This is a genomic window from Pseudomonas sp. Root71 (genome assembly GCF_001429045.1).
Lineage (GTDB): Bacteria > Pseudomonadota > Gammaproteobacteria > Pseudomonadales > Pseudomonadaceae > Aquipseudomonas > Aquipseudomonas monachiensis.
This window is the reverse complement of record NZ_LMHY01000026.1, coordinates 316,634-342,658: the sequence shown is the minus strand read 5'-3', so window position 1 is coordinate 342,658 and position 26,025 is coordinate 316,634. Positions and strand designations below refer to the sequence as shown.

General features: G+C 59.6%; 22 protein-coding genes. 11 read left to right on the top strand and 11 right to left on the bottom strand.

All coding sequences use genetic code 11. From position 1 onward, the window contains the following. Positions 1-6 precede the first annotated feature (6 nt). The 5 genes from pcaF to pcaR form a co-directional block, all read right to left on the bottom strand. Positions 7-1,212 carry a 3-oxoadipyl-CoA thiolase gene (pcaF, locus tag ASD95_RS20040; RefSeq protein ID WP_177336451.1) on the bottom strand — a complete coding sequence of 402 codons (1,206 nt, stop codon included), beginning with the start codon at positions 1,210-1,212 and terminating at the stop codon, positions 7-9. After that, positions 1,209-1,988: a CoA-transferase subunit beta gene (locus tag ASD95_RS20035; RefSeq protein WP_056720807.1), complete on the bottom strand. Its 780-nt coding sequence runs from the start codon at positions 1,986-1,988 to the stop codon at positions 1,209-1,211. The genes pcaF and ASD95_RS20035 overlap by 4 nt, the downstream gene beginning before the upstream one ends. Beyond that, positions 1,988-2,845: a CoA transferase subunit A gene (locus ASD95_RS20030; RefSeq protein WP_008054173.1), complete on the bottom strand. Its 858-nt coding sequence runs from the start codon at positions 2,843-2,845 to the stop codon at positions 1,988-1,990. Before ASD95_RS20030 ends, ASD95_RS20035 begins: the two co-directional genes overlap by 1 nt. A 273-nt stretch (positions 2,846-3,118) precedes the next feature. Then, positions 3,119-4,465 carry an MFS transporter gene (locus tag ASD95_RS20025; protein WP_056720808.1) on the bottom strand — a complete coding sequence of 449 codons (1,347 nt, stop codon included), beginning with the start codon at positions 4,463-4,465 and terminating at the stop codon, positions 3,119-3,121. A 123-nt stretch (positions 4,466-4,588) separates the two neighbouring features. Then, positions 4,589-5,431, bottom strand: coding sequence for a pca regulon transcriptional regulator PcaR (pcaR, locus tag ASD95_RS20020; protein ID WP_008054175.1), 843 nt, complete (start codon positions 5,429-5,431; stop codon positions 4,589-4,591). Between the two features lie 690 nt (positions 5,432-6,121). On the opposite strand from pcaR, the gene ASD95_RS20015 reads away from it, so the two are divergent. Further along, positions 6,122-6,322: a hypothetical protein gene (locus ASD95_RS20015; protein WP_008054177.1), complete on the top strand. Its 201-nt coding sequence runs from the start codon at positions 6,122-6,124 to the stop codon at positions 6,320-6,322. Between the two features lie 376 nt (positions 6,323-6,698). Next, positions 6,699-8,174 carry an inorganic phosphate transporter gene (locus ASD95_RS20010; RefSeq protein ID WP_056720812.1) on the top strand — a complete coding sequence of 492 codons (1,476 nt, stop codon included), beginning with the start codon at positions 6,699-6,701 and terminating at the stop codon, positions 8,172-8,174. 177 nt (positions 8,175-8,351) lie between these two features. Here the strand turns inward: ASD95_RS20010 and ccoM are convergent, their stop codons facing one another. The 3 genes from ccoM to ASD95_RS20000 form a co-directional block, all read right to left on the bottom strand. After that, positions 8,352-8,462 carry a cytochrome c oxidase subunit CcoM gene (gene ccoM / locus ASD95_RS30165; protein WP_007976669.1) on the bottom strand — a complete coding sequence of 37 codons (111 nt, stop codon included), beginning with the start codon at positions 8,460-8,462 and terminating at the stop codon, positions 8,352-8,354. 144 nt (positions 8,463-8,606) lie between these two features. After that, positions 8,607-8,768, bottom strand: a complete 162-nt coding sequence (locus tag ASD95_RS29470) for a hypothetical protein (protein WP_008074569.1) — start codon at positions 8,766-8,768, stop codon at positions 8,607-8,609. 99 nt (positions 8,769-8,867) lie between these two features. Further along, the gene (locus tag ASD95_RS20000; RefSeq protein WP_056720814.1) at positions 8,868-9,209 is read right to left on the bottom strand and encodes a hypothetical protein; all 342 of its coding nucleotides are present in this window, start codon (positions 9,207-9,209) and stop codon (positions 8,868-8,870) included. Positions 9,210-9,426: 217 nt separating this feature from the next. On the opposite strand from ASD95_RS20000, the gene rapA reads away from it, so the two are divergent. Further along, a complete protein-coding gene (gene rapA / locus ASD95_RS19995) occupies positions 9,427-12,273 on the top strand; it encodes an RNA polymerase-associated protein RapA (RefSeq protein ID WP_056720815.1) in 2,847 nt (948 codons plus the stop codon). 169 nt (positions 12,274-12,442) lie between these two features. On the opposite strand, the gene ASD95_RS19990 is transcribed toward rapA, so the two are convergent. Next, the gene (locus tag ASD95_RS19990) at positions 12,443-13,792 is read right to left on the bottom strand and encodes a spinster family MFS transporter (protein WP_056720816.1); all 1,350 of its coding nucleotides are present in this window, start codon (positions 13,790-13,792) and stop codon (positions 12,443-12,445) included. A 257-nt stretch (positions 13,793-14,049) separates the two neighbouring features. Here ASD95_RS19990 and ASD95_RS19985 point away from each other — a divergent pair, with 257 nt between their 5' ends. After that, on the top strand, positions 14,050-14,415 hold the full coding sequence (locus ASD95_RS19985; RefSeq protein WP_046043993.1) for a YkgJ family cysteine cluster protein: 366 nt from the start codon (positions 14,050-14,052) through the stop codon (positions 14,413-14,415). A 147-nt stretch (positions 14,416-14,562) separates the two neighbouring features. Beyond that, the gene (locus ASD95_RS19980; RefSeq protein ID WP_317850372.1) at positions 14,563-16,779 is read left to right on the top strand and encodes a putative bifunctional diguanylate cyclase/phosphodiesterase; all 2,217 of its coding nucleotides are present in this window, start codon (positions 14,563-14,565) and stop codon (positions 16,777-16,779) included. Here the strand turns inward: ASD95_RS19980 and ASD95_RS19975 are convergent. Further along, on the bottom strand, positions 16,736-17,632 hold the full coding sequence (locus ASD95_RS19975) for an NAD(P)-dependent oxidoreductase (protein WP_056720818.1): 897 nt from the start codon (positions 17,630-17,632) through the stop codon (positions 16,736-16,738). The genes ASD95_RS19980 and ASD95_RS19975 overlap by 44 nt on opposite strands. Before the next feature lie 196 nt (positions 17,633-17,828). Here ASD95_RS19975 and ASD95_RS19970 point away from each other — a divergent pair, with 196 nt between their 5' ends. Continuing rightward, positions 17,829-20,024 carry a hypothetical protein gene (locus ASD95_RS19970; protein WP_056720819.1) on the top strand — a complete coding sequence of 732 codons (2,196 nt, stop codon included), beginning with the start codon at positions 17,829-17,831 and terminating at the stop codon, positions 20,022-20,024. A 254-nt stretch (positions 20,025-20,278) separates the two neighbouring features. Here the strand turns inward: ASD95_RS19970 and ASD95_RS19965 are convergent, their stop codons facing one another. Then, positions 20,279-20,584 (bottom strand): DUF2288 domain-containing protein, encoded by a 306-nt coding sequence (locus ASD95_RS19965; protein ID WP_056720820.1) that lies wholly within the window; start codon positions 20,582-20,584, stop codon positions 20,279-20,281. A gap of 350 nt (positions 20,585-20,934) precedes the next feature. Between ASD95_RS19965 and ASD95_RS19960 the strand changes: the two genes are divergently transcribed. From ASD95_RS19960 to ASD95_RS19940, 5 genes are all read left to right on the top strand, one after another. Beyond that, positions 20,935-22,062 (top strand): branched-chain amino acid ABC transporter substrate-binding protein, encoded by a 1,128-nt coding sequence (locus ASD95_RS19960; RefSeq protein WP_056720823.1) that lies wholly within the window; start codon positions 20,935-20,937, stop codon positions 22,060-22,062. Positions 22,063-22,295: 233 nt separating this feature from the next. Continuing rightward, a complete protein-coding gene (gene livH, locus ASD95_RS19955; protein ID WP_007947264.1) occupies positions 22,296-23,219 on the top strand; it encodes a high-affinity branched-chain amino acid ABC transporter permease LivH in 924 nt (307 codons plus the stop codon). Beyond that, the gene (locus ASD95_RS19950; protein WP_056720824.1) at positions 23,216-24,472 is read left to right on the top strand and encodes a high-affinity branched-chain amino acid ABC transporter permease LivM; all 1,257 of its coding nucleotides are present in this window, start codon (positions 23,216-23,218) and stop codon (positions 24,470-24,472) included. Before livH ends, ASD95_RS19950 begins: the two co-directional genes overlap by 4 nt. Continuing rightward, positions 24,469-25,236 carry a high-affinity branched-chain amino acid ABC transporter ATP-binding protein LivG gene (livG, locus tag ASD95_RS19945; protein ID WP_056720826.1) on the top strand — a complete coding sequence of 256 codons (768 nt, stop codon included), beginning with the start codon at positions 24,469-24,471 and terminating at the stop codon, positions 25,234-25,236. Before ASD95_RS19950 ends, livG begins: the two co-directional genes overlap by 4 nt. Next, positions 25,237-25,938, top strand: coding sequence for an ABC transporter ATP-binding protein (locus ASD95_RS19940; protein ID WP_015093834.1), 702 nt, complete (start codon positions 25,237-25,239; stop codon positions 25,936-25,938). It abuts the gene before it with no gap. The last annotated feature ends 87 nt before the right edge of the window (positions 25,939-26,025 follow it).

Below are 26,025 nucleotides of genomic sequence, written 5' to 3'. Positions count from 1 at the left end.
AGCGCGTCAGACGCGCTCGATCGCCAAAGCCAGACCTTGGCCGACACCGACGCACATGGTCGCCAGACCTTTCTTGCCGCCGGTTTTTTCCAGTTGATGCAAAGCGGTCATTACCAACCGCGCACCGCTCATGCCCAATGGATGACCCAAGGCAATCGCGCCACCGTTCGGGTTGACCTGGGCCGCGTCGTCCGCGATCCCCAGTTCACGCAGCACCGCCAGGCCCTGGCTGGCAAAGGCTTCGTTGAGTTCGATCACGTCGAAATCGCTGACCGCCACACCGAGGCGTTCGATCAGTTTACGCACCGCCGGCACCGGGCCAATGCCCATTACACGCGGGGCAACACCAGCGCTGGCCATACCCAGCACTTTGGCGCGGGCAGTCAGGCCGTGTTTTTTCACCGCTTCGGCCGAGGCCAGGATCAACGCGGCGGCGCCGTCGTTTACACCCGAGGCGTTGCCGGCGGTGACGGTTTTTTCGGGGCCGTTGACCGGTTTGAGTTTGCTCAGGGCTTCCAGGGTGGTGTCGGCGCGAGGATGTTCGTCCTGGCTGACCACGGTTTCACCCTTCTTGTGGGCAATGCGCACTTCAACGATTTCTTCGGCGAAGAACCCGGCGGCTTGCGCAGCGGCCGTGCGTTGTTGACTGCGCAGGGCGAACGCGTCTTGATCGGCGCGGGACACCTTGTAGTCGTCGGCCACGTTGTCAGCAGTCTGCGGCATCGCGTCCACGCCGTACTGCGCTTTCATCAACGGATTGATGAAGCGCCAGCCAATGGTGGTGTCTTCGAGCTTCATGTTGCGCGAAAACGCGGCATCGGCCTTGCCCATCACGAACGGTGCGCGGGACATCGATTCGACGCCACCGGCGATTGCCAGCTCCATCTCGCCGCTGGCGATGGCGCGGAACGCGGTGCCGATGGCATCCATGCCCGAAGCGCAGAGGCGGTTGAGGGTCACGCCAGGAATACTTTCCGGCAGGCCCGCCAGCAACAGCGCCATACGCGCGACGTTACGGTTGTCTTCACCGGCCTGGTTGGCGCAGCCGAGGAACACCTCGTCCACGGCGTTCCAGTCCACCGACGGGTTGCGCTCCATCAAGGCCTTGATCGGCACGGCAGCCAGGTCGTCGGCACGCACCGTCGACAAGCCACCGCCAAAACGGCCGATGGGGGTACGAATCGCGTCGCAGATATAAACGTCACGCATCACGCTTCTCCGGGGGCTTGGCCGTGTGCGGCAGCGGTGCGGGCCTCGAGGTCGCGCAGCGCGGTCAGTTCGACTTCAGTCGGCTCGGCGGTTTGCTCGACATGGTCGGCAAAGCGAATCGCCCAACCGGTGGCCGCAACCACTTGCTCGCGGGTCACGCCCGGGTGCAGTGCGGTGACCACGAATTCGTGGGTGCCCTCCTCCGGTTCCATGATGCACAGGTCGGTGATGATCCCTACCGGACCGGCGCCTGGCAGGCCGAGACGCTTGCGCGAATCACCGCCCTCGCCGTGGCCGACCGAGGTAATGAAGTCCAGTTTGTCGACAAAGGAGCGCGACGACTGCTTGAGGATAATCAACACGCTCTTGGCGGATCCGGCAATCTCCGGCGCGCCACCGGCACCTGGCAGACGCACTTTCGGCGAGTGGTAATCACCCACGACGGTGGTGTTGATGTTGCCGAAACGGTCGACCTGCGCCGCGCCGAGGAAGCCGACGTCAATGCGCCCGCCCTGCAGCCAGTAACGGAAAATCTCGCCGGTCGGGACTACGGTGTCAGCGGTTTCCGCCAGTTCACCGTCACCAATCGACAGCGGCAGTACGCTTGGCTTGGCACCGATTGGACCCGATTCGTAGATCAAGACCACATCAGGCGAGGAAGTCAGGCGCGCCAGGTTGGCCGCTTTCGACGGCAGGCCGATACCGACGAAGCACACCGAACCGTTCTTCAGACGGCGAGCGGCGGCGACGGTCATCATTTCATTGGTGGTGTAAGTCATTACTTCGCCTCCGAAGCGGCGGCCAGTTTGGCCTGGAACTCGCTGAAGTCAGCGCTGCCGTGGATGTATTCGTTGATCCACGCGGTGAAGGTTTCACGGTCGCGGGCAATCGGGTCCCAGGCCTGGTAGAAGCGGTTGTCGCGCTCGTTGTAACCGTGGGCGTAGGAAGGATGCGCACCACCAGGTACGTGGCAAACCGCGCTCAAGGCCCAGGTTGGCAATACACAGGAGTTCATCGGTGCATTGAGGTCGTCGACGATTTCCTCAACGGTGACGATGCAGCGCTTGGCGGCCAGTGCGGCTTCTTTCTGCACGCCGAGGATGCCCCAGAGCAGCACGTTGCCCTTGCGGTCGGCTTTCTGCGCGTGAATCACGGTAATGTCCGGGCGCACCGAAGGCACGGCGGCCAGCACTTCGCCAGTGAACGGGCAGGTAACCGATTTGATCAGTGGATTGACCTTCGGCAGGTCGGAACCGGCGTAGGCACGCAGCACCGCAAACGGCAGGCCGGAAGCGCCGGCGACGTAGGCATTGGCCAGGTCGGCATGGCTGTGTTCTTCGATTTCCAGCGCGTGGGGCCACTGCTTCTCTACGGCGTCACGCAGGCGATGCAGGGAGCCGACACCCGGGTTGCCGCCCCAGGAGAAAATCAGCTTGCGAGCACAACCGGCACCGATCAACTGGTCGTAGATCAAGTCAGGGGTCATCCGCACCAGGGTCAGGTCTTTCTTGCCCTGGCGAATGATTTCGTGACCCGCCGCCGTCGGGATCAGGTGAGTAAAGCCTTCGAGCGCGACCGTATCGCCGTCGTTTACGAATTGCTTCACCGCGTCGTGCAGCGAAAGGATTTCAGCCATTGGGGCAGGCTCCCGTTTATTGTTAACCGACAGTGGAAGAAGGCGCCGATGCGCAGCGCCGGAATGACTGAAGATTAAGCCCGTGCAAAACGCCAAACAATCCGATAATCGACTAACCGTTCGATTATCGAACATATTGTTGCCTGGCTATCTTTATAGCCTGCCCCCCAAAAGATCGCAGCCTGCGGCAGCTCCTACAGATTTACACATTCCCCTGCAGGAGCTGCCGCAGGCTGCGATCTTTTACTGCTACACCACTATTTCAAACCGGAATCAGGTCGCATCCGCATGACTGACCATGCCCTTGATCACCACCGCCGTCGTTGCCAGCGCCGCCGGAATCACCAGCGCCGTCAGCACCTGCTCGAAGTTCCAGCCCAGCCCCAGCAGCGTCGCACCCATCCACGCCCCGAGAATGGCGCCGAAGCGGCCGATGCCGAGCATCCACGACACGCCGGTGGCCCGCCCCTGAGTCGGATAGAACCGCGCCGCCAGTGACGGCATTGCCGATTGCGCACCGTTGACACACATCCCGGCTACCAGTACCAGGGTCGCCAGGATTGTGATGTTGCCCAGGCTCTGCCCTACCGCGTAGGCAAACACCCCGGCCAGCAGGTAGAAAGTGCCGATGACCTTGTGCGGATTGAACCGGTCCATTGCCCAGCCCACGCCTACCGCACTCAAAACGCCACCGAACTGGAACAGCGCGCCGATGAAGGCGGCCTGCTCCATGCTCGCGCCACTGTCACGCATCAGGGTCGGCAGCCAACTGGTCAGCAGGTAAACGATTACCAGGCCCATGAAGTAAGTCAGCCACAACAGCAAGGTGCCGGTGCTGTAGGTACCGGAGAAGATCACCGCGAACACATTGCGTGCCTTCACGGATTTCTGTTCCGGCACGCTGAAGCTGGACGCCTGGGCCACTACCGTCGGGTCGATCGGCGCCAGTGCCTTGCGCACTTTGTCCGTGCCGCGGTTGCGCACCACCAGGTAACGCGCCGACTCCGGCAGCCAGAACAGCAGAACGACGGCGAGGATCAGCGGCAGAACTCCGCCGATCAGCAACAGGCTGTGCCAGCCAAAGGCCGGAATGAGCTTGGCCGAGATAAATCCGCCGCCAGCCATGCCGAGGTTGAAGCCGCAGAACATGCTGGTCACCAGCAGGGACTTTTTGCGCTCAGGGGTGTACTCCGACAGCAGCGTGGTGGCGTTTGGCATGCCGGCACCCAGACCCAGGCCGGTCAGGAAGCGCAACACCAGCAACTGATCGACATTGGTGCTGTAGGCCGAGGCCAGGCTGAAGGCACCGAACAAGAGCACCGCGCCGACCAGTACGACTTTTCGCCCGAAGCGGTCAGCCAGAGGGCCGGAGCCCAGAGCGCCGAAGACCATGCCGATCAACGCCGCACTCATCACCGGGCCGAGACTGGCGCGGTCGATACCCCAGTCCTGGGACAGGGCCGGGGCGATGAAACCCATGGCCGCGGTGTCGAGGCCATCGAGGAAGACAATCAGGAAACACAGGATCACCACGCGCCACTGGTAGCGCGAAATGGGTTGGGCATTGATGAAGGACTGCACGTCGAGGCAGTTACCTACAGCAGACTGAGGCTGGTTCATTATTTTTATTCCACGGATCGCAGTCGAACGGTGTCAGCAGATGCTGACGAAGCCGCGACAGTAATGATCCGGAGGAAACAGCGTCAATTCGATAAACGCGACTCTGTGCGTTTATCGAACAGCTTAGGCAAACAGCTGGGCGCTGAGGTCTCGGCTGGCACTCAACAAACCGGGCAGGAAACGCTGCTCCAGTTCATTGCGGCTGACCCGCCCCGCATGGGTGCTGACGTTTAGGGCCGCAACCACCTGCCCGGAAGCGTCGTACACCGGGACGGCAATCGAACGCAGCCCTTGCTCGAGTTCCTGGTCGACGATGCACCAGCCTTGCAGTCGTACTTCTTGCAGGCATTCGAGTAGCGCCTCGGGGGTGTGGATCGTGCGGCTGGTCTTGGCCTGCAATTCGGCGTGGTCAAGGTATTCGCCCAGGGACGTGTCATCCAGCGCGGCCAGCAGGATGCGCCCCATCGACGTGCAATAGGCCGGCAAGCGCCCACCCACCGACAGATCCACCGAAATCAGGCGCTGGGTGGTCGCGGAGCGGGCGATGTACAAAATGTCATCACCCTCCAGCGTGGCCATGTTGCAGGCCTCGTGCAGTTGTTCGCTCATGCGGTCCAGGTAAGGCTGGGCGGAAACCGCCAGCGGCGTGGATGACACATAGGCATGACCGAGGGTCAGCACTTTGGGCAGCAGCGAATAGGTGCGGCCGTCGGTGGTGGCGTAGCCGAGCTTGATCAAGGTGTGCAGGCAACGGCGCACGGCGGCGCGGGGGATTTCCGTGCGGTGGCTGATCTGGGCGATGGTCAGGTGCCGCTTGCGCTCCTGGAACGCTTGCACCACGGCCAGGCCACGGGCCAGGGACGTCATGAAATCCGGGTCGCCGGTCAGTGCCTGGATCCGTTTGGCTGGTGAGGCAACGATGGGAGGAGCCACTGAAGCGAAGGAATTGCGCATTTGATCGTTCATACAAGGTCCTTTTACCCATTCGGATCAGCGACTATTACAAAGGGCTGGCGCCTGACGCTCAAGCCCAGCCTGCCAACTCCGTGCGATTATCGAACGATCGACCGATAATCGCAATCCACCCTATGAACAACCCGATCCACCGACGCCCGGTTTTCGCCGACTCTCGCCCCTATGTTTACGTCGACTCGGCACAGGACTTAATGGGGCAATCCAATTACCGAAACTTACCTGACTTAATGGCGTCAGAAAGGCATCGCAGCGATCTGGTATCAGTCGACGCTCTACTTCATTGTAAAGTTGCAGGCAACAAAACGGTCACACACCAAGAACAACTTTTAACTCTTTGGAGATAGTGTTCTTCAAATCGGCCGCTATAATACAATTTAGTAGCGCTCCGGTTTTTTACTTGCCGAACCCGCTGCCCGGCAATGCGCTGATCCATCGCCGTTGCCCGTTGCAAGCGCCAGATTCGCATTGCACAGCCTTGCCGATGCGCTTGCCGAACCAGGAAACTGAAGCTACGTCAGCTGTTTATCTCTGGTGCCGTGGCCGCCTGTGACATGGAAGTATTGATCACGTTGTTGTCAAAAACGATGCCTTGACGGCACTGTCTCATTCGACGAACGTGATCAAACGATTTGATGCAGCGCGTTTTCACCAGAATTTATCCCAACTCAATCAGGTAGCACTGTGACGAAAGACGAACTGCGCGCGGAACTAGAGCGCCAGGAACAACGTTACAAGGAAGTTTACGGCGGAGAAGTCACCACTTACGCCGCTCAGCCCGAACCGGAACGCAAACCCTGGCGTAAACGCGCCACTGTTCAGGATCAGGTTTTCCAGCAGGAAATTCAAAAAATGGAAAAGGAACTCAAAGCCGAAGAGCCATGACTGCTTCGGCCTGATCCTGACAAAGGCCTGCCTCTGCACCCGCTAAAAGCGGGATGTATGGATGCTGCCTTTCGCGCCCGCTACGAGCGGGCAGCGGCCATCACCGTCGCCGAATCCGACAGAATTCCGGGATCTGACCTATTTCTCAGATTTTTCTCACATCCGTTCAAGCCCCTCTTAACGGGCCGTGAAGGTTTTGTGACAGTGTGTTTTTTCAATTAAATCAATGGCTTAAAAAACGCAGCAAAACCGTGGGTTTTCAGGCACGGCGGCAAAAAAATTCGTTGAAGAATGTTACCGATGAGCAGCTAGTGCATTGATTAGCAGTCTTTTCTGGCATAATCGCGCCCCCTTATGACCGGGTCAGAAAACCTTCATGATCGATTTATTCAGCGGACTGGATGCTTGGGTGCTTGTGAGCCTCTTGCTCGCCCTGGCCTTTGTCCTCGCCTTCGAGTTCATCAACGGCTTTCATGACACCGCTAACGCGGTGGCGACCGTTATCTACACCAAAGCCATGCCGCCTCATCTGGCGGTGTTCTTCTCCGGTGTGTTCAACTTCCTCGGCGTGCTGCTGGGCGGGGTCGGCGTGGCGTATGCCATCGTCCACCTGTTGCCGGTAGAACTGCTGATCAATGTGAACACCGGTCACGGGCTGGCCATGGTGTTCTCGTTGCTCGCCGCCGCCATTACCTGGAACCTGGGCACCTGGTACTTCGGTATTCCCGCGTCCAGTTCCCACACGCTGATCGGTTCGATTCTCGGTGTGGGCCTGGCGAACGCCTTGATCAACGACATACCGTTGGCCGATGGCGTGAACTGGCAGAAGGCGATCGATATCGCCATGTCGCTTGTGTTCTCGCCGATGGCCGGCTTCCTGATCGCCGCGCTGATCCTGATCGGCCTTAAATGGTGGCGTCCACTGTCGAAGATGCACAAGACGCCGGAACAGCGCCGCAAGATCGACGACAAGAAGCACCCGCCATTCTGGAATCGCCTGGTACTGGTGATCTCGGCCATGGCCGTGAGTTTCGTGCACGGTTCCAACGATGGCCAGAAAGGTATCGGCCTGATCATGCTGGTCCTGATCGGTATCGTGCCGGCGCAGTTCGTCCTCGACCTGAACAGCACGACCTACCAGATCGAGCGGACTCGCGACGCCACGTTGCACTTGAGCCAGTTCTACCAGCGTAATTCCGAAACACTGGGCGAGTTCCTGGCCCTGGGCAAGAGCCTGGATGGCGATCTGCCGGAGAAATTCCGTTGCAACCCGCAACAGACCGAACCGACCATCACCGCCCTGCTCGGCACCCTCAAGGGTGTAGCCGACTACCACTCGCTGCCGTCGGAAAGCCGCATCGAAGTACGTCGCTACCTGCTCTGCCTGGACGACACGGCGAAGAAAGTCAGCAAGCTGCCAACGCTCGCCCCCCGTGAAAAGGCTGACCTGGACAAACTGCGCAAGGACCTGACCACCACCACCGAATACGCTCCGTTCTGGGTGATCCTGGCGGTTGCACTGGCCTTGGGCCTAGGCACCATGGTCGGCTGGAAACGCGTGGTACTGACCATTGGCGAGAAAATCGGCAAGCAAGGCATGACCTACTCCCAAGGCATGTCGGCGCAGATCACCACCGCCAGCCTGATCGGCATGGCCAACATCTTCAGCCTGCCGGTTTCCACCACCCACGTGCTGTCCTCGGGCGTGGCGGGCACCATGGTCGCCAACAAGAGCGGCCTGCAAAGCGGCACCGTCAGAACCATCCTGCTGGCCTGGGTATTGACCCTCCCAGCCACCGTGGCCCTGTCGGCCGGGTTGTTCTGGCTGGCCTCGAAGGCCCTTGGCAGCTGATAAGCAGCCAAATCAGAAAAGGCGCGCTCCGCAAGGAACGCGCCTTTTTTATTGCCAAACACTTAAGTCTCCCACAGTGGCTCCATGCACTCCGGCAGATTTTCAAAGGCAAAAAAAAGGGCAACCGAAGTTGCCCAAAATGCCTTGCGTGCTCATTACATCTGGAAAGAACTGCGGTTATTTCCGCTTGTGTGAATCCTTCCAGATAAAAAGTCCGAACCCTGCAAAAAATACAAACATGAGGCTGACAGTCAGCACTCCGGCGATCACCACGTTGTCGAAAAACATGACGCGTCTCCTGTACCTGCCCTGTTGCGATAGGGCTAAGTTAACCAATCGGGCAGGAGAGAATATTGACCGGGATCAATGTCGCCCGAGACTGGGCAAGAGGAAGGGAGAAGTTTGACCCGCATCAATGAATGCGGGGGGATTTCAGCGTTTCTTCGGTTTGTTCTTCGGCTTTTTTTTAGCCTTGCCCAACGGCATGGCCTGTTCGAACGCCTGGCGAACTTCATTGAGCCGCTTTTCATTGAGGTCATGAACACGCTTGGCGCGCTCGGCATTGAGGTCAATCAGTTTGTCGTCTTGGCTCATGGCGGTCAGTGCATCGCTTGAAATGAGTTTCAGCTGCCGTAGCGGTCGGCAACCCTGCGTTAATAATGCGGCTTGATGAGTGAGCTGACCAGCCTGCGCTCAAATCTCGATATCGACCCACAGCCCCTGCCGCGGCTGATCTTCCATCAGCGGTGCCACCGGCACGGTGTTATCGGCATTGAGTTCATCCCCGGGAATCGCCATGTGAGCCTCGGGGTCATGATCGGCCTCGTGGCGACGTCGTTCCTGCTCCTGTCTGCGGCGCTGTTCCTCGCGCAGCACCAGCCCGTCCTCTTCAGGATTGCGCTTTTGCAGGTCGATCGTACTTTCACTGGAGCTTTCCTGCACCGGCACCACCGGAGGAATATCCGGACGCTGACGGATCGGGTCGGTCTGTGAAGTGATCGGCACGGCACTCAAGGGGAGCATCGGTGGCAGCATGGTTTTCAGTCTCCTGTCAGCAGGCTGTCGGCTGCGGGGATGGCGACTTGAGCCATCGGTCGCAAACTGTGACTCATTTGGCACTCATTAGTGCACCGGGCGGCGCGTCATGCACAGGTGGACTAACGTATGACTGTGAGTTTTTCTGAGAGTCCTTTGGCCCTCAAGCCCTCATTCCGTTAAGATAGCCCGCTTTTTCAGGTGGGAGTCAGGCAGCATGGCGCAGCAGTATCAACCGGGGCAACGCTGGATCAGTGACAGCGAAGCCGAGCTGGGTTTAGGCACCGTTCTGGCACAGGACGGCCGCTTGTTGACCGTGCTCTATCCGGCCACTGGCGACACTCGCCAGTACGCGCTAAGGAATGCGCCCCTCACCCGTGTGCGGTTTTCGCCCGGTGATTCCATCACTCACTTCGAAGGCTGGAAGCTGACTGTTCGCGAAGTCGATGACGTCGATGGCCTGCTGGTTTACCACGGCCTCAACGGACAGAACGAAGTGGTCACCCTGCCGGAAACCCAACTGTCGAACTTCATCCAGTTCCGCCTGGCCAGCGACCGTCTGTTCGCCGGCCAGATCGACCCGCTGGCCTGGTTCTCCCTGCGCTATCACACCCTGGAACACACCAGCCGCCAGTTGCAGTCCGCCCTTTGGGGCTTGGGCGGCGTGCGTGCGCAACCGATCGCGCACCAGTTGCACATTGCCCGCGAAGTCGCCGACCGTATCGCGCCACGGGTTCTGCTGGCCGACGAAGTGGGCCTGGGCAAAACCATCGAAGCCGGCCTGGTGATCCATCGCCAATTGCTCTCGGGCCGTGCCAACCGCGTGCTGATCCTGGTTCCGGAAAACCTGCAGCACCAGTGGCTGGTCGAGATGCGCCGCCGCTTCAACCTGCAGGTCGCTCTGTTCGACGAAGAACGCTTCATCGAAAGCGATGCCAGCAACCCGTTCGAAGACACCCAGCTTGCGCTGGTCGCGCTTGAGTGGCTGGTGGACGACGAGAAGGCCCAGGACGCGCTGTTCGCGGCAGGCTGGGACTTGCTGGTGGTCGACGAAGCTCACCACCTGGTGTGGCATGAAGATCAGGTCAGCCCTCAATATTCGCTGGTCGAGCAACTCGCCGAGACCATTCCCGGCGTGCTGCTGTTGACCGCCACCCCGGAACAACTGGGCCAGGACAGCCACTTCGCTCGTCTGCGCCTGCTGGACCCGAACCGTTTCCATGACCTGCAAGCCTTCCGCGCCGAGAGCGAAAATTATCGCCCGGTGGCCGAAGCCGTTCAGGAACTGCTCGACAAGGGACGCCTGTCGCCTGAAGCGCACAAGACCATCCACGGTTTCCTCGGCAATGAAGGCGAAGCCCTGCTGACCGCGGTCAATGATGGCGACACTGAAGCCAGCGCCCGTCTGGTGCGCGAACTGCTCGACCGACACGGCACCGGCCGCGTACTGTTCCGTAACACCCGCGCCGCCGTGCAGGGTTTCCCGGAGCGCAAGCTGCACCCGTACCCGCTGCCGTGCCCGGACGAATACCTCGAACTGCCGTTGGGCGATCACGCCGAGCTGTACCCGGAAGTCAGCTTCCAGGCCCAACCGGACGCCAGCGAAGAGGAACGCTGGTGGAAATTCGACCCGCGCGTCGAATGGCTGATCGACCAGCTGAAGATGCTCAAGCGCACCAAAGTACTGGTGATCTGCGCCCACGCCGAAACCGCCATGGACCTGGAAGACGCCCTGCGCGTGCGTTCCGGCATCCCGGCCACGGTGTTCCACGAGGGCATGAACATCCTCGAGCGTGACCGCGCCGCTGCCTACTTCGCCGATGAGGAGTTTGGCGCGCAAGTGCTGATCTGTTCGGAAATCGGCAGTGAAGGTCGCAACTTCCAGTTCTCCCATCACCTGGTGCTGTTCGACCTGCCGTCCCACCCGGACCTGCTGGAACAACGCATCGGTCGTCTGGACCGGATCGGCCAGAAGCACATCATCGAACTGCACGTGCCATACCTGGAAACCAGCCCGCAAGAGCGCCTGTTCCAGTGGTACCACGAAGCGCTGAACGCATTCCTCAACACCTGCCCGACCGGCAACGCCTTGCAGCACCAGTTCGGCCCGCGCCTGCTGCCACTGCTCGAAGAAGCCGACGATGGCGAATGGCAGGCGCTGATCGACGAAGCCCGCACCGAGCGTGAACGTCTGGAAGCCGAGCTGCACACCGGTCGCGACCGTTTGCTGGAGCTGAACTCCGGCGGCGCGGGCGAAGGCGATGCGCTGGTGGAGGATATCCTTGAGCAAGACGATCAGTTCGCGCTGCCGATCTACATGGAAACCCTGTTCGACGCCTTCGGCATCGACAGCGAAGACCATTCGGAAAACGCACTGATCCTCAAGCCGAGCGAAAAAATGCTCGACGCCAGCTTCCCGCTGGGCGATGACGAAGGCGTGACCATCACTTACGACCGTAACCAGGCGCTGTCTCGCGAAGACATGCAGTTCATCACCTGGGAGCACCCGATGGTCCAGGGCGGCATGGACCTGGTGCTGTCCGGTTCCATGGGCAACACCGCCGTGGCGCTGATCAAGAACAAGGCACTCAAGCCGGGCACCGTGTTGCTGGAACTGCTGTATGTCAGCGAAGTGGTTGCCCCGCGCTCGCTGCAACTGGGCCGTTACCTGCCGCCGGCCGCCCTGCGCTGCCTGCTCGACACCAACGGCAACGACCTGTCGGCCCGAGTGTCGTTCGAGACCTTGAACGACCAGCTCGAAAGCGTGCCGCGTGCCAGCGCCAACAAGTTCATCCAGGCCCAGCGTGACCAACTGACGCCACGGATCAACGCCGGTGAAGCGAAGATCCTGCCGCGCCACACTGAACGTGTCGCCGAGGCGCAACGTCGCCTGGCCGCCGATACCGACGAAGAACTGGCGCGCCTGACCGCCTTGCAAGCGGTCAACCCGACCGTGCGCGACAGCGAACTGGTGGCCCTGCGCAAACAACGCGAGCAAGGCCTGGCCATGCTCGACAAGGCTGCGCTGCGACTGGAAGCGATTCGAGTATTGGTGGCGGGTTAACAACTCTCCAACACCGCTATAAAAAGAAGGCCCGCAGTGATGCGGGCCTTTTTTGTTTATCTGGTTTTTGTAGTGATGCGCAGGGCCTCTTCGCGAGCAAGCCCGCTCCCACACTTGATCTGTGGCGTTCACAAAACCAATGTGGGAGCGGGCTTGCTCGCGAAGGCGGTTAAGCAGTCACTGCAGAACTGTCAGGCTCAACCACCGCCACCAACCCTTCCTTCATCCGCTTGGCATCGCGCACGAAACACCGTGAAGCCAGGAACAGAAACACCACGGTGAACAACAGCGCCACCGGAATCAGGTACATAGCGTCATGCAGGCCGACTGCTTTAAACGCCTCGGTCATCTGTTCCGCGCCCGCCGCAAGCATCGCCGTGTGGGCGAAGTGATCCGACAAGGCCCCGACCACTACCGGCCCCAGGCCACCGCCCAACAGGTACAGCCCGGCAAAGAACAGCGCCATCGCCGTTGCCCGCAAACGCGGTTCGACCACATCCTGAATCGCCGTGTACACGCAGGTGTAGAAGTTGTAGGCAAACAACCAACCCAGGCTAAACACCGCAACAAACACACCGATCTCGATTCGCCCGGAATGCAACGCCCATGCGGTGCAAACCGTCGAAATCACCAGGCTGAAGGCGGCAAACAACAGCCTCCCGTTGGCGACCCGCTGGTGAATCTTGTCCGCAATCCAGCCTCCGAGGGTCAGGCCGACCAACCCGGTCACACCGACAATAACCCCGGTGGCGACCGCGGCATCCTGCAACGGCATGAGGAAGTAGCGTTGCAGCATCGGCACCAGAAACGAATTGCAGGCATAGGTAGCGAAGTTGAAACACAGGCCGGCCATCACCAGCCACAGGAAGGTTGGCACAGCCAGTACCCGCCGGATCGGTCGATCGATCTTTTCCTGCGAAACCTGAACGCTCTCGGCGGCGCCGCGCTTGGGTTCCTTGATGAAAAACATGAAGATCGCCAGGATCAGCCCGGGTACCGCCGCGATAAAGAACGGCGCGCGCCAGCTATCAAAGACCTTGACCATCCAGCCAATGGTGAAGAACGCCAGCAACAGCCCCAATGGCAGCCCCAACATGAAGATCCCCATGGCCCTCGCCCGGCGGTGAGCCGGAAACAAGTCGCCGATCAGCGAGTTGGCGGCTGGCGCGTAGCTGGCCTCGCCAATGCCGATGCCCATGCGCACGATCAGGAAACTCCAGAAACTGCCCACCATGCCGTTGACGGCGGTCAACCCGCTCCACACCGCCAGCCCCCAGCCCATCAGTTTGCTCCTCGAACCGGTATCGGCCATGCGCCCCAGCGGCAAGCCGGCAATGGCGTAGACGATGGTGAATGCCGTCCCGATGATCCCCAACTGGAAATCACTGAGGTGCCATTCCATGCGAATGGGTTCGATGATGATGGCCGGGATGGTGCGGTCGAAAAAATTGAACAGGTTGGCCAGGAACAACAGGAACAGAATGCGCCAGGCATTGGCCGCTTGGGTCGAGTTCTGCATGGGTCCGTCTCTTTTATTGTTTTTGGGGCGTCACTGCCCCCGGACTTTGCAATCTAGACAGGCCGGCCACGACTGTCTTTCATTATTCGCCAGGCTGATATCAACCCATCGCGCACCGCCGCTCCCACAGGGTATTTCGTAGCCCGTCCGGTCTATGAAAAATACCTTTGAGCCCCCCTTCCCAAGCCGTTGGCGAAGCCTAGAATAGCGGCCTTGTTTCCCCCCCTGTGTCTCCACTTCTCCTTAGATAATTGCCCATGTCCGAAGCCAGTCCGTGTCTGAATTGCGGTGCCTGCTGTTCTCACTTTCGCGTGTCATTTTTCTGGGGTGAATGCGCCTCGTCCGGGGGGACGGTACCCGATGAGCTTGTCGAGCAGATCAGCCCCAGTCGGGTCGCGATGCTCGGCACCGGCTGCAAACCCGTACGCTGCACCAGCCTGGTCGGAGACGTGGGCAGTACGGTGCAGTGCTCGATTTACGAAAAACGCTCCAGCACCTGTCGGGAATTCGACGCTTCCTGGGTCGATGGCCTGGCCAATCCCGATTGCGATGCGGCCCGTGCCGCTTTCGGCTTGCCGGCACTGCAACCTGCGTTCGAGACGCCTCAGAAGCAAATCGCCTGACTACTAGCACTAATCGCTATCAGGCTAATGTCAAAATCATTGGCACCAATGTGCCACTACCGCTTGCGCTCCATCCACGCCCTCTATACTCCAAGGCATTCGCCGTCGCCACTTGCGCCGGCCTGAAGGATAACGATGGGGCATGCTATGGAGTGGCTTGGTTTGCATTTCATTACCGAGCTACCAGAGAGCGGGCAGGTCATACTCAATTGCACACATGACCCTTTTCTGGTGCTGCTGGCTTATCTGGTCGCCTGTGTCGGCTGTTTCGCGACACTGGACATGGCCGAACGGGTTGCTCACGCTGAGAAATCCGCGTCCAAGACACTCTGGCGCTGGGTAGGCAGCGGATGCCTGGCCGGCGGTATCTGGGCCATGCACTTCGTCGGGATGCTGGCCTTCCAGGCGCCTGTCGATCTTCACTACCAACTGCCTGTCACGCTGTTTTCGCTGACCATCGCGCTGCTCGCCGCGTGGCTGGCCATGCATACCCTCAGCCTCCCGGACTTGAGTTTGCAGCGCTGTCTCAAGGCATCAATCGGAATCGGCCTGGGCATCGCGACCATGCATTACGTGGGCATGACGGCCATGCACTCCGAGGCCTCGGTCTATTACCATCCGGGCCTGTTCGCCCTTTCCATCGCGATCGCGATCGGTGCCGCGCTGGCCGCCTTATTGCTGGCATGGTATCTGCGCGACGGCGTCGGCATGCTGCATCAGCTCTTCAAATGCTGCGCCAGCCTGGTGCTCGGGGCGGGTATCCTCGGCATGCACCTCACGGCCATGGCCGCTTTCAACCTGGTGCTGCCCAGCGACAGCGTGCCGGAGCAATCGGGCGAACACAGCCACCTGCAACTGGCACTGACCGTGACGGTCATGGCCCTGCTGATCATCGGCAGCAGCATCAGCGCGGCACTGGCGGACAAAAAACTGCAACACAAGGACCACGACCTGCAACGGGTCAACTCCCTGCTCAGCCAACTGGACCAGGCGCGCATGTCGCTGCAACAGGTGGCGCACTACGACGCGCTGACCAACCTGATCAACCGCCGCGGGTTCAACCAGATCTTCGCCGAAAAACTCATCGAGAAAACCAACGAAGGTGGAATGCTGGCGGTCCTGTTCCTGGACATCGACCATTTCAAGCGGATCAACGACAGCCTTGGCCACGATGCCGGTGACGAACTGCTAAAGGTGCTTGCCGGGCACATCAAGAGCTCGATTCGCAGTCACGAGGACGTGGTCGCGCGCTTCGGTGGTGACGAGTTCTGCCTGCTCATCGACCTGCGTGATCGTGAAGAAGCGCGGCATATGGCCCAACGCATCATGCTCAAGATGAAGGAGCCCATCGAGCTGGCCGGCAGGCGCATGGTCATGACCACAAGCATCGGCATCAGCCTGTTTCCGGAGGACGGCAAGACCTGTGAGGAACTGTTGAAGAACGCCGACCTGGCGCTGTATCAATCCAAAGGCAGCGGCCGCAATGGACTGAATTTTTTCAGCGCCAACCTGAAGACCCGCGCCACACTCGAGCTGCAACTGGAAGAAGAGTTGCGCCACGCCCTGCGTGAAGACACCGGTTTGATGCTCTATTACCAGCCCATCTATGACCTCAAGACCGGCCAGGTCAGCAAACTCGAAGCCTTGATCCGCTGGCAACACCCGGTCCACGGTTTTCTCGTACCGGATCGTTTTATCGCCATCGCCGAGGCCAACGGCCTGATCGCCGAGTTGGACAATTGGGTGCTGCGCAAGGCCTGCGAAGACTTGGGCGAGTTGTCGCGCCAAGGCTGTGAGGACCTGAAGATCGCCGTGAACTGTTCGCCCCTGAACCTGGCGCGCGAAGAACTGGCCGATGAAATCGAATACGCATTGCGAGCCTCCGGTGTGCAGCCCCACCGGCTCGAACTGGAGGTTACCGAAAACGCCTTGATGGGCAATATCGCCAACACCCTGGTGCTACTGCGGCAGATACGCGCTCTCGGCGTTTCGCTGTCGATCGATGACTTCGGCACCGGCTATTCATCCCTGGCCTACCTCAAGCGCTTGCCGCTTAACACGCTGAAAATCGACCGTTCGTTCATCCAGGACATTCCCAAGGCGACCCAGGATATGGAGATTGTCCAGGCGATCATCGTCATGGCCCATACCCTGCACCTGCAAGTGGTCACCGAAGGGGTCGAAACCTTCGAGCAGTACCAATTCCTGGAAAACCACGGTTGTGACTTCGTTCAAGGCTATCTGCTGAGCCGGCCGGTGCCACTGGTCGAGTTGCTTCCGGTGCTGAACGAAATCAACCAGCGCAAGGACACCTGCACCGTCACGACGCTGAGCCTGGCTCACGGTACATCTGCACTAATGTAGACGGGTCCTTTTCAAGGAAACCCTGACTTCCATGCAGGCGCATCAACTGCGCGGCCAGGCCGCTGATCGGTGTTGCCGAGCCTTGCTCACGGGAAAACTTCACCGCTGTATCCAGATCCTTGAGCAAGGTGCGCACGTGCCACTTGACCGGCTCGAAACGGTTTTGCGCCATCTGCGGGGCCAGGATCTGCAAGGGTTTCGAATCGGCAAAGCCGCCGGCCAGCGCTTCGGCGATCAGGCTGGCATCGACCCCGGAACGCTCCGCCAGCGCGACCACTTCGGCAATCACCAATGCATTGCAGGCGACGATCATCTGATTGCACGCCTTGGTCAACTGCCCTGCCCCGACGCCGCCCATGTGTGTTACACGCTGCCCCAGGTTCAACAGCACAGGCCGGACCCGCTCCAGATCCTGTGATTCACCGCCGACCATGATCGCCAGGCTTCCAGCCTCGGCACCGACCACGCCGCCGGACACCGGCGTGTCGAGCCAGCCCATGCCCGTTCTAGCGGCAAGTTCTGCGGCCATTTCCCGCGTGGCGTTGGGCTCCAGGCTGGAGAAATCCACCAGCAGCTGGCCCTTTTTTGCGCCCTCCACAACGCCTGCCGGACCAAATACCACCTCGCGTACGACCGAAGTATCCGCCAGGCACAGCATCACCACGTCAGCGTGCCGGCACAGCTCGGCCGGGCTGGCGACCTGACGCGCGCCCGCCTCCACCAGCGGCCTGCACTTGTCCGGATTGCGATTCCACACCGCCAGCGGGTAACCCGCGGCCAGCAGGCGCCGGCACATCGGCAGCCCCATCAGGCCGATCCCGGCAAACCCTAGCGAAGGTAGCGTTGACATCATTTTGCCTCTTCTTGATTAAAGATCACCGAATATTGGCCGATTCATCATGACTTAGGAAAGGATTCACCCCGAGCAATGCTCAGGCTAAAGACCAAGGCATGGTCCAAGTACGCGCTGAAAAAAGACGCGATTGTATTCCGTGACGGTTCGACGACTGCGAGTCGGCCAACCAATCAGCCCAGGTAGATGGCGAACAATGACTTCTAAAAACAACCCGGCCACTGCGGTAACCGATCTGACGTTGAGCCCCGCGGCCAACAGCCCGTCATCACCGAAGCCATTGATTCAATCGCGCCCGTTGGCGACCCAGCAATACCTCTACTTCACCGAAACCAACACCGACCGCATCCTCGACAACCTCGACGGCCTGCGCGACATGGTGTTCCCGCGCGCACCGCACCTGGAAGGCGACAGCGAACAGCACAGCGATCAGGAATTCCCGTCGGTGTGCCTGATCGGCCTGGGCCGCTGCGGCTCGAACATTGCGCTGGACGTGGCGGAGCTTGTGTATAACGCCCGCAAGTTCTACCTCAATGAATTCAACAACGAAGATCGCCTGTCGCCGGACAAGCGTTTTACCGAAAAGGGCTACAGCCCGGCCCAGTGGATCCGTAACAACCTGCGCCTGGGCCAGAACAAAAACACCAAGCCAGTGTTTCTGGTCGAGCCGCTGGTGATGCTCGGGGACCTGGACAAAGACATCGCCGGACGCATCCGTTTCTCGCGCAAGGGCGAAAAAAGCGGCTTCCTGCGCGACTACAGCAAAATGAAAATCATGGACCTGTCGGAAGTCCATGCCGGTGGCGCCGGTAACGCGCCGATCCTCGGCCAGTACCTGGCCAAGATCATCCTGAACAAGGACACCCAGCGTTTCTCCAGCCCCGACTGGAAGATGATTCACTCGTACCTGATCGACAGCTGTGGCATCAAGGCCAACCAGTCGCGCCTGTATTTCTCGATCTTCAGTGCCGGCGGCGGTACCGGCTCGGGCATGGCCTCGGAATTCGGCCTGGCCCAGCAGCATTCGTATATGAACAAGACGTTCGACACCAAGCCGATGGACGAGCACGACAGCAAGAGCGGCCACTCCTTCGTCTTCGAACCGATCTTCACCAGTGGCATCTGTGTACTGCCGAACATTTCCGATCACCGCAGTGAAATGTCCGAGGCGTTGCACATCAACGCCGGTCGACTGCTGTGCAAATACCTGTCGGAAGAGTGGGACTTCTCCTACAACTTCGCCAACGAAGACAGCAGCGAAGCCAGCGTCATGGGCCGCATCCGCCCGTGGAACGCGATGATGCTGATCTCCAACGACATCATGCGTTACGCCGAAGAGAACGATGACGGCAACATCCAGAACATTGATGTCAATGCCATGGAAAAGCACGCCAACCAGTACATCTCGCAGCAGATCTTCAACATTCTGACGGCGCAGGCAGTTACGACTGACTACGACCAGAACTATTTCCGTCGCGCCGGCATCGATATCGGCGAAACCATCCGCCTGGACGCCAATGACCTGTTCATGAGCCTGGCCGGCCCGGTGGCGATTGCCTACGCCGAGTCCGTGGTGCCGGAAACCCCGGCACCGAGCAGCGACAAATTCAAAGTGTTCGAGAAAGAGCCGCAGCGCCTGAACATCGACGACCTGTTCTTCCGTTCGATCGATCTGCCGCACTTCAACAAGGTCACCCAGGCCATCGAAGGCATCAGCCTGTTGCCGATCGAGTCCAAGCGCTATCGCGCGTCGCTGGAACAGTACAAGAACTCGGGTTACGACGCGGCGGCCCTGCATGACCTGCACTTCTTCAAGAATTGCTCGTCGGTGGTGTCTATCGTTTCGTTGCCGAAGGACTACAAGCTGTCCTACATGGATTTGAACCGGTTGAAGACCCACCTCAACAGCCTGTTCCCCAACACTACACTCAAGCGCTACGCGTTGGTGATCGGTGCTTCGGCCAACCTGTCGCTGACCACCCTGATCGCCAAGAGCCCGTGCCTGTCGGACGACTTCCTGACGCTGATCGTGGCGTTCATCAAGCGCTGCTTCGCGAAAAACCCGTACCGATTCGACGAGACCCTGGACAACTCGATCCTGGACTTCATCATCAACGAACAATTCGATGAAGACCGCATCGACGAGTTGCTCAACGAATTCGAGAACCCGGCGAAGATCCTCGATACCAACTGGTACGCGATCAAGCCGATGTACGAGAAGAAGTACCGCGAACTGATCAACGACAAGGAAAAATTTGTCTCGATCAATGACATCCGCCTGTCCCGGGATTGCGTGAAGAAATCGATCAAGTACCTGCGTGAGATCTACCGTCACCGCATCGGCAAGACCAAGGTTATTTCGTTGAATAACCATACGGGCAAGACTGCTTAAACCTGAAAAGATCGCAGCCTGCGGCAGCTCCTACGGGCGTACACCTGGTCCTGTAGGAGCTGCCGCAGGCTGCGATCTTTTTCTTTTATCCACATTCAGAAACAATTGAGCAGACGTTCAGCTGCCCTCCCAACTGTTCCCGTTACGTTTACGTCACCGTGAGGCTGTGGCCTTTCTCTACGGCAACATGCCATCACGCTACTCGGCTACACACTTTTCCCTCCGAAAGAAGCGCACCAATCAGGTGCGGCCTTTTATACCTGCGCTCTTTCCTGGATCAGAATCCACGGCGAAACAACCACGGCCCACAACTGCGGATCACGCTCAAAAAGATCCAGCGCCCGCGTTTCAGACAGCTTGGCGACCTTGTCAGCGGCCAGCCAGGCAGCCACTTTCTCCCCTTCATCCTGGGCCACGGCCTCGGCGGCGGCGATCAGATCCAGGCCAGGATCGACCCACAATAGGGCACCCTTGGCGAAGAACGGCTCCAGCTCTTTCCAGGTAATAGATGCGGTTTCACCAAGCAGCTTGGCATAGAGGGTGCTAGGTTCTTGATTCATGGGACTGTCCGGAAAAGAAATCGACGTAGATGATAACGTCGGTGGTCTGGCAGAAAAACCCGGATGCAATTGAGTGACCGAAATGAAAAGCGCAGGAAAGCCAGGGAATGCACTGAATATGGCTATAAGCCCCTCAACACCCCGCCGCAATTCTGTCTTTTACTTTCAATAAAGCGACACTTGCAGGTTTTGTCCCCCGGCGCTGCCTTCCCAGGCTGACAATCGGCGCTCTACACTGTACCGGTACAGTTGCCGAGGGACTTTTCCGGGGAATGTCGCAGATATCTGACCCGGTTCTGCTGCTTTCGGCGCCAGGACTATAAAAACTACAACAGTAAGAGTGGAGCACTATGACTAAGGCTACTAAGCAGATTTCCAAACTGTTTGCCGCTATGGTTCTGGCCGGGGTTGCCAGCCATTCGTTCGCAGCTGACACCATCAAGATCGGCATCGCCGGCCCCAAGACCGGCCCTGTAGCCCAATACGGCGACATGCAGTTCAGTGGCGCCAAAATGGCCATCGAGCAAATCAACGCCAAGGGCGGCGTGGACGGCAAGAAACTCGAAGCCGTTGAATACGATGACGCCTGTGATCCGAAACAAGCTGTGGCAGTCGCGAACAAGGTCGTCAACGACGGCGTCAAGTTCGTAGTCGGTCACCTGTGCTCCAGCTCCACTCAACCGGCTTCGGACATCTACGAAGACGAAGGCGTGATCATGATCACCCCGGCTGCCACCAGCCCGGACATCACCGCCCGTGGTTACAAAATGGTGTTCCGCACCATCGGTCTGGACAGCGCCCAGGGCCCTGCCGCCGGTAACTACATTGCCGACTTCGTAAAACCGAAGATCGTTGCTGTTCTGCACGACAAACAGCAATACGGTGAAGGCATCGCCACCGCCGTGAAGAAAACCCTGGAAGGCAAAGGCGTGAAAGTCGCCGTGTTCGAAGGCGTCAACGCCGGCGACAAAGACTTCTCGTCGATGATCTCCAAGCTCAAGCAAGCCAACGTCGACTTCGTCTACTACGGCGGCTACCACCCGGAGCTGGGCCTGATCCTGCGTCAATCCCAGGAAAAAGGCCTGAAAGCCAGGTTCATGGGTCCGGAAGGCGTGGGTAACGACTCCATTTCGCAGATCGCCAAGGACGCTTCCGAAGGCCTGCTGGTGACCCTGCCGAAATCCTTCGACCAGGATCCGGCCAACGTTGCCCTGGCTGATGCGTTCAAAGCCAAGAAAGAAGATCCGAGCGGTCCGTTCGTGTTCCCGGCCTACTCGGCTGTGACCGTGATCGCCGACGGCATCAAGGCTGCCAAGTCCGAAGACTCCGCCAAAGTGGCTGAAGCCATCCACGCCGGCACCTTCAAGACGCCTACCGGCGACCTGAGCTTCGACGAAAAAGGCGACCTGAAAGACTTCAAATTCGTGGTTTACGAGTGGCACTTCGGCAAACCAAAAACTGAAGCCAAGCCTCAGTAAGGCATTGCCTGACTGACTGCCAACAAAGCCCACGGCGTGCCGTGGGCTTTGTTTTACGAACGTATCTGGGCCGCGCTGGCGTGATCCGCCAGTCTCCCCACCTGAAAATCTCAAAACCGTCATCAGCGGTTCGCTGGCAAACCCCGGATTCGAAGTGGATGCAGATCCACGGGGCCCGGGCGGGAAAATGACTCCACCAGTGAAATGCGTATCAGGTTTTTAGGAGCGCTGTAATGCCTGACATCTATCACTTCTTCCAACAGCTGGTTAATGGCCTGACCATTGGCAGCACGTATGCCCTGATCGCCATCGGCTATACGATGGTCTACGGCATCATTGGAATGATCAACTTCGCCCACGGCGAGGTGTACATGATCGGTTCCTACGTGGCGTTCATCGCCATCGCCGGGCTGGCCATGCTGGGACTCGACAGCGTGCCGCTGTTGATGACCGCCGCTTTTCTCGCCACCATCGTTGTAACCAGTGCCTACGGCTACAGCATCGAACGGATCGCCTACCGCCCCTTGCGCGGCAGCAACCGTCTGATCCCGCTGATCTCCGCCATCGGCATGTCGATCTTCCTGCAGAACACCGTTCTGCTGGCGCAAGACTCCAAGGACAAATCCATCCCCAACCTGATTCCGGGCAACTTTGCCTTTGGGCCAGGTGGCGCACATGAAGTGCTGATTTCCTACATGCAAATCGTGGTGTTCGTGGTGACCCTGGTCGCCATGCTCGGCCTGACCCTGTTCATCTCCCGCTCTCGCCTGGGTCGCGCCTGCCGCGCCTGCGCCGAGGACATCAAGATGGCCAACCTGCTGGGTATCAACACCAACAACATCATCGCCCTGACCTTCGTCATCGGTGCGGCACTGGCAGCCATTGCCGCCGTGCTCCTGAGCATGCAATACGGCGTGATCAACCCGAACGCCGGTTTCCTGGTTGGCCTCAAGGCCTTCACCGCAGCCGTGCTGGGCGGTATCGGCAGTATTCCGGGCGCCATGCTCGGCGGGCTGGTACTTGGCGTGGCGGAAGCCTTTGGTGCCGATATCTTCGGCGACCAGTACAAGGACGTCGTGGCGTTCGGTCTGCTGGTCCTGGTGTTGTTGTTCCGGCCAACCGGCCTGCTGGGCCGTCCGGAGGTTGAGAAGGTATGACTAGGAATCTTAAACAGGCACTGTTCAGTGCCTTGCTGGTGTGGGCCGTGGCCTACCCGGTACTCGGTCTGAAGCTGACCATCGTCGGCATCAACCTCGAAGTTCATGGCACCAGCGACGCCACCCTGATCACCATCGCGGTGTGCTCGGTACTGATGTTCCTGCGTGTGCTATTCGACCAGCAGATCAGCTCGGCCTGGCGCTCTTCGCCGAGCATGCCGCTGATCCCGGCCAAGGCCAGCAACTTCCTGACCCTGCCGACCACTCAGCGCTGGATCATCATCGCGCTGATCGCCGGTGCCCTGGTCTGGCCGTTCTTCGGCTCTCGCGGTGCGGTGGACATCGCCACGCTGGTGCTGATCTACGTGATGCTCGGCCTCGGCCTGAACATCGTGGTCGGCCTGGCCGGTCTGCTCGACCTCGGTTACGTCGGGTTCTATGCCGTCGGCGCCTATAGCTACGCGCTGCTGTCGCACTACTACGGCCTGAGCTTCTGGATCTGCCTGCCGATCGCCGGCCTGATGTCAGCCACCTTCGGCTTCCTGCTCGGTTTCCCGGTGCTGCGCTTGCGTGGCGACTACCTGGCGATCGTGACCCTGGGCTTCGGTGAAATCATCCGTCTGTTCCTGCGTAACCTGACCGGCCTCACTGGCGGTCCGAACGGCATCAGCAACATCGAGAAACCGACGTTCTTCGGCCTGACCTTCGAACGCAAGGCCGCGGAAGGCATGCAGACCTTCCATGAGTATTTCGGCCTGGAATACAACTCGATCAATAAGGTGATCTTCCTCTACCTGGTTGCGCTGTTGCTTGCCCTGGGTGCGCTGTTCGTCATCAACCGCTTGCTGCGCATGCCCCTGGGCCGTGCCTGGGAAGCGTTGCGTGAAGACGAAATTGCCTGCCGCGCATTGGGCCTGAACCCGACCATCATCAAACTGTCGGCCTTCACCCTGGGTGCGAGTTTCGCCGGTTTTGCCGGTAGCTTCTTCGCTGCCCGTCAAGGCCTGGTGACGCCGGAGTCCTTCACCTTCATCGAGTCGGCGATCATCCTCGCCATCGTGGTGCTGGGTGGCATGGGCTCGCAACTGGGCGTGATCCTCGCTGCCGTGGTGATGATCCTGCTGCCGGAAATGATGCGTGAGTTCAGTGAGTACCGCATGTTGATGTTCGGTGCCTTGATGGTACTGATGATGATCTGGCGCCCTCAGGGTCTGCTGCCCATGCAACGTCCTCACATGGAGCTGCGCAAATGAGCCGCGAGATCCTCAAAGTAGAAAACCTGAGCATGCGCTTCGGCGGCTTGCTGGCGGTCAACGGCGTTGCCTTGAGCGTGAAAGAGAAACAAGTGGTTGCGCTGATCGGCCCCAACGGCGCCGGCAAGACCACCGTGTTCAACTGCCTGACCGGCTTCTACAAGCCGAGCGGCGGCAGCATCCTGCTCGACGGCGAGGCGATCGAAGGCCTGCCCGGCCACAAGATCGCCCTCAAGGGCGTGGTGCGCACCTTCCAGAACGTGCGGTTGTTCAAGGACATGACGGCGGTCGAGAACCTGCTGATCGCCCAGCATCGTCACCTGAACACCAACTTCCTGTCCGGACTGTTCAAGACCCCGTCGTTCCGCAAGAGCGAGCGCGAGGCCATGGAATACGCCGAGTACTGGCTGGACAAGGTCAACCTGCGCGAGTTCGCCAACCGTCCGGCCGGCACCCTGGCCTACGGTCAGCAACGTCGCCTGGAAATCGCCCGCTGCATGATGACCCGCCCGCGCATCCTCATGCTCGACGAACCGGCCGCCGGCCTGAACCCGAAGGAAACCGAAGACCTCAAGGCGCTGATCAGCATGCTGCGTGAAGAGCACAACGTCACCGTGCTGCTGATCGAACACGACATGAAGCTGGTCATGAGCATTTCCGACCACATCGTCGTGATCAACCAGGGCACGCCCCTGGCCAACGGCACGCCGGAACAGATCCGCGACAATCCTGAAGTGATCAAAGCCTACCTGGGGGAAGCGTAAATGCTGCAGTTCGAAAACGTTTCCACCTTCTACGGCAAGATCCAGGCCCTGCACAGCGTCAACGTCGAAGTCCGCCAGGGCGAGATCGTGACCCTGATCGGCGCCAACGGTGCCGGCAAGTCCACGCTGCTGATGACGCTTTGCGGTTCGCCGCGCGCCCACAGCGGCAGCATCCGCTACATGGGTGAGGAACTGGTCGGCCAGGACTCCTCGCAGATCATGCGCAAGAGCATCGCGGTTGTGCCGGAAGGTCGCCGGGTGTTTTCCCGCCTGACCGTGGAAGAAAACCTGTCCATGGGCGGTTTCTTCACCGCCAAGGGCGACTATCAGGAACAGATGGACAAGGTTCTCGGACTTTTCCCACGCCTGAAAGAGCGCTTCAACCAGCGCGGCGGCACCATGTCCGGCGGCGAACAGCAAATGCTCGCCATCGGCCGTGCGCTGATGAGCAAGCCCAAGCTGTTGCTGCTCGACGAGCCTTCCCTGGGCCTGGCACCGATCATCATCCAGCAGATCTTCGACATCATCGAACAGCTGCGCAAGGACGGTGTGACGGTGTTCCTGGTCGAGCAGAACGCCAACCAGGCGCTGAAAATCGCTGACCGTGCCTACGTTCTGGAGAACGGCCGGGTGGTGATGCAAGGCACCGGTGAAGCCCTGCTGACCGACCCGAAAGTGCGCGAAGCGTACCTCGGTGGTTGAGCCATTGCGGTAAACAAAAAAACGGCCTTTGCGGGCCGTTTTTTATGCCTGCGAATGAGATCGGTGTAGGAGCTGCCGAAGGCTGCG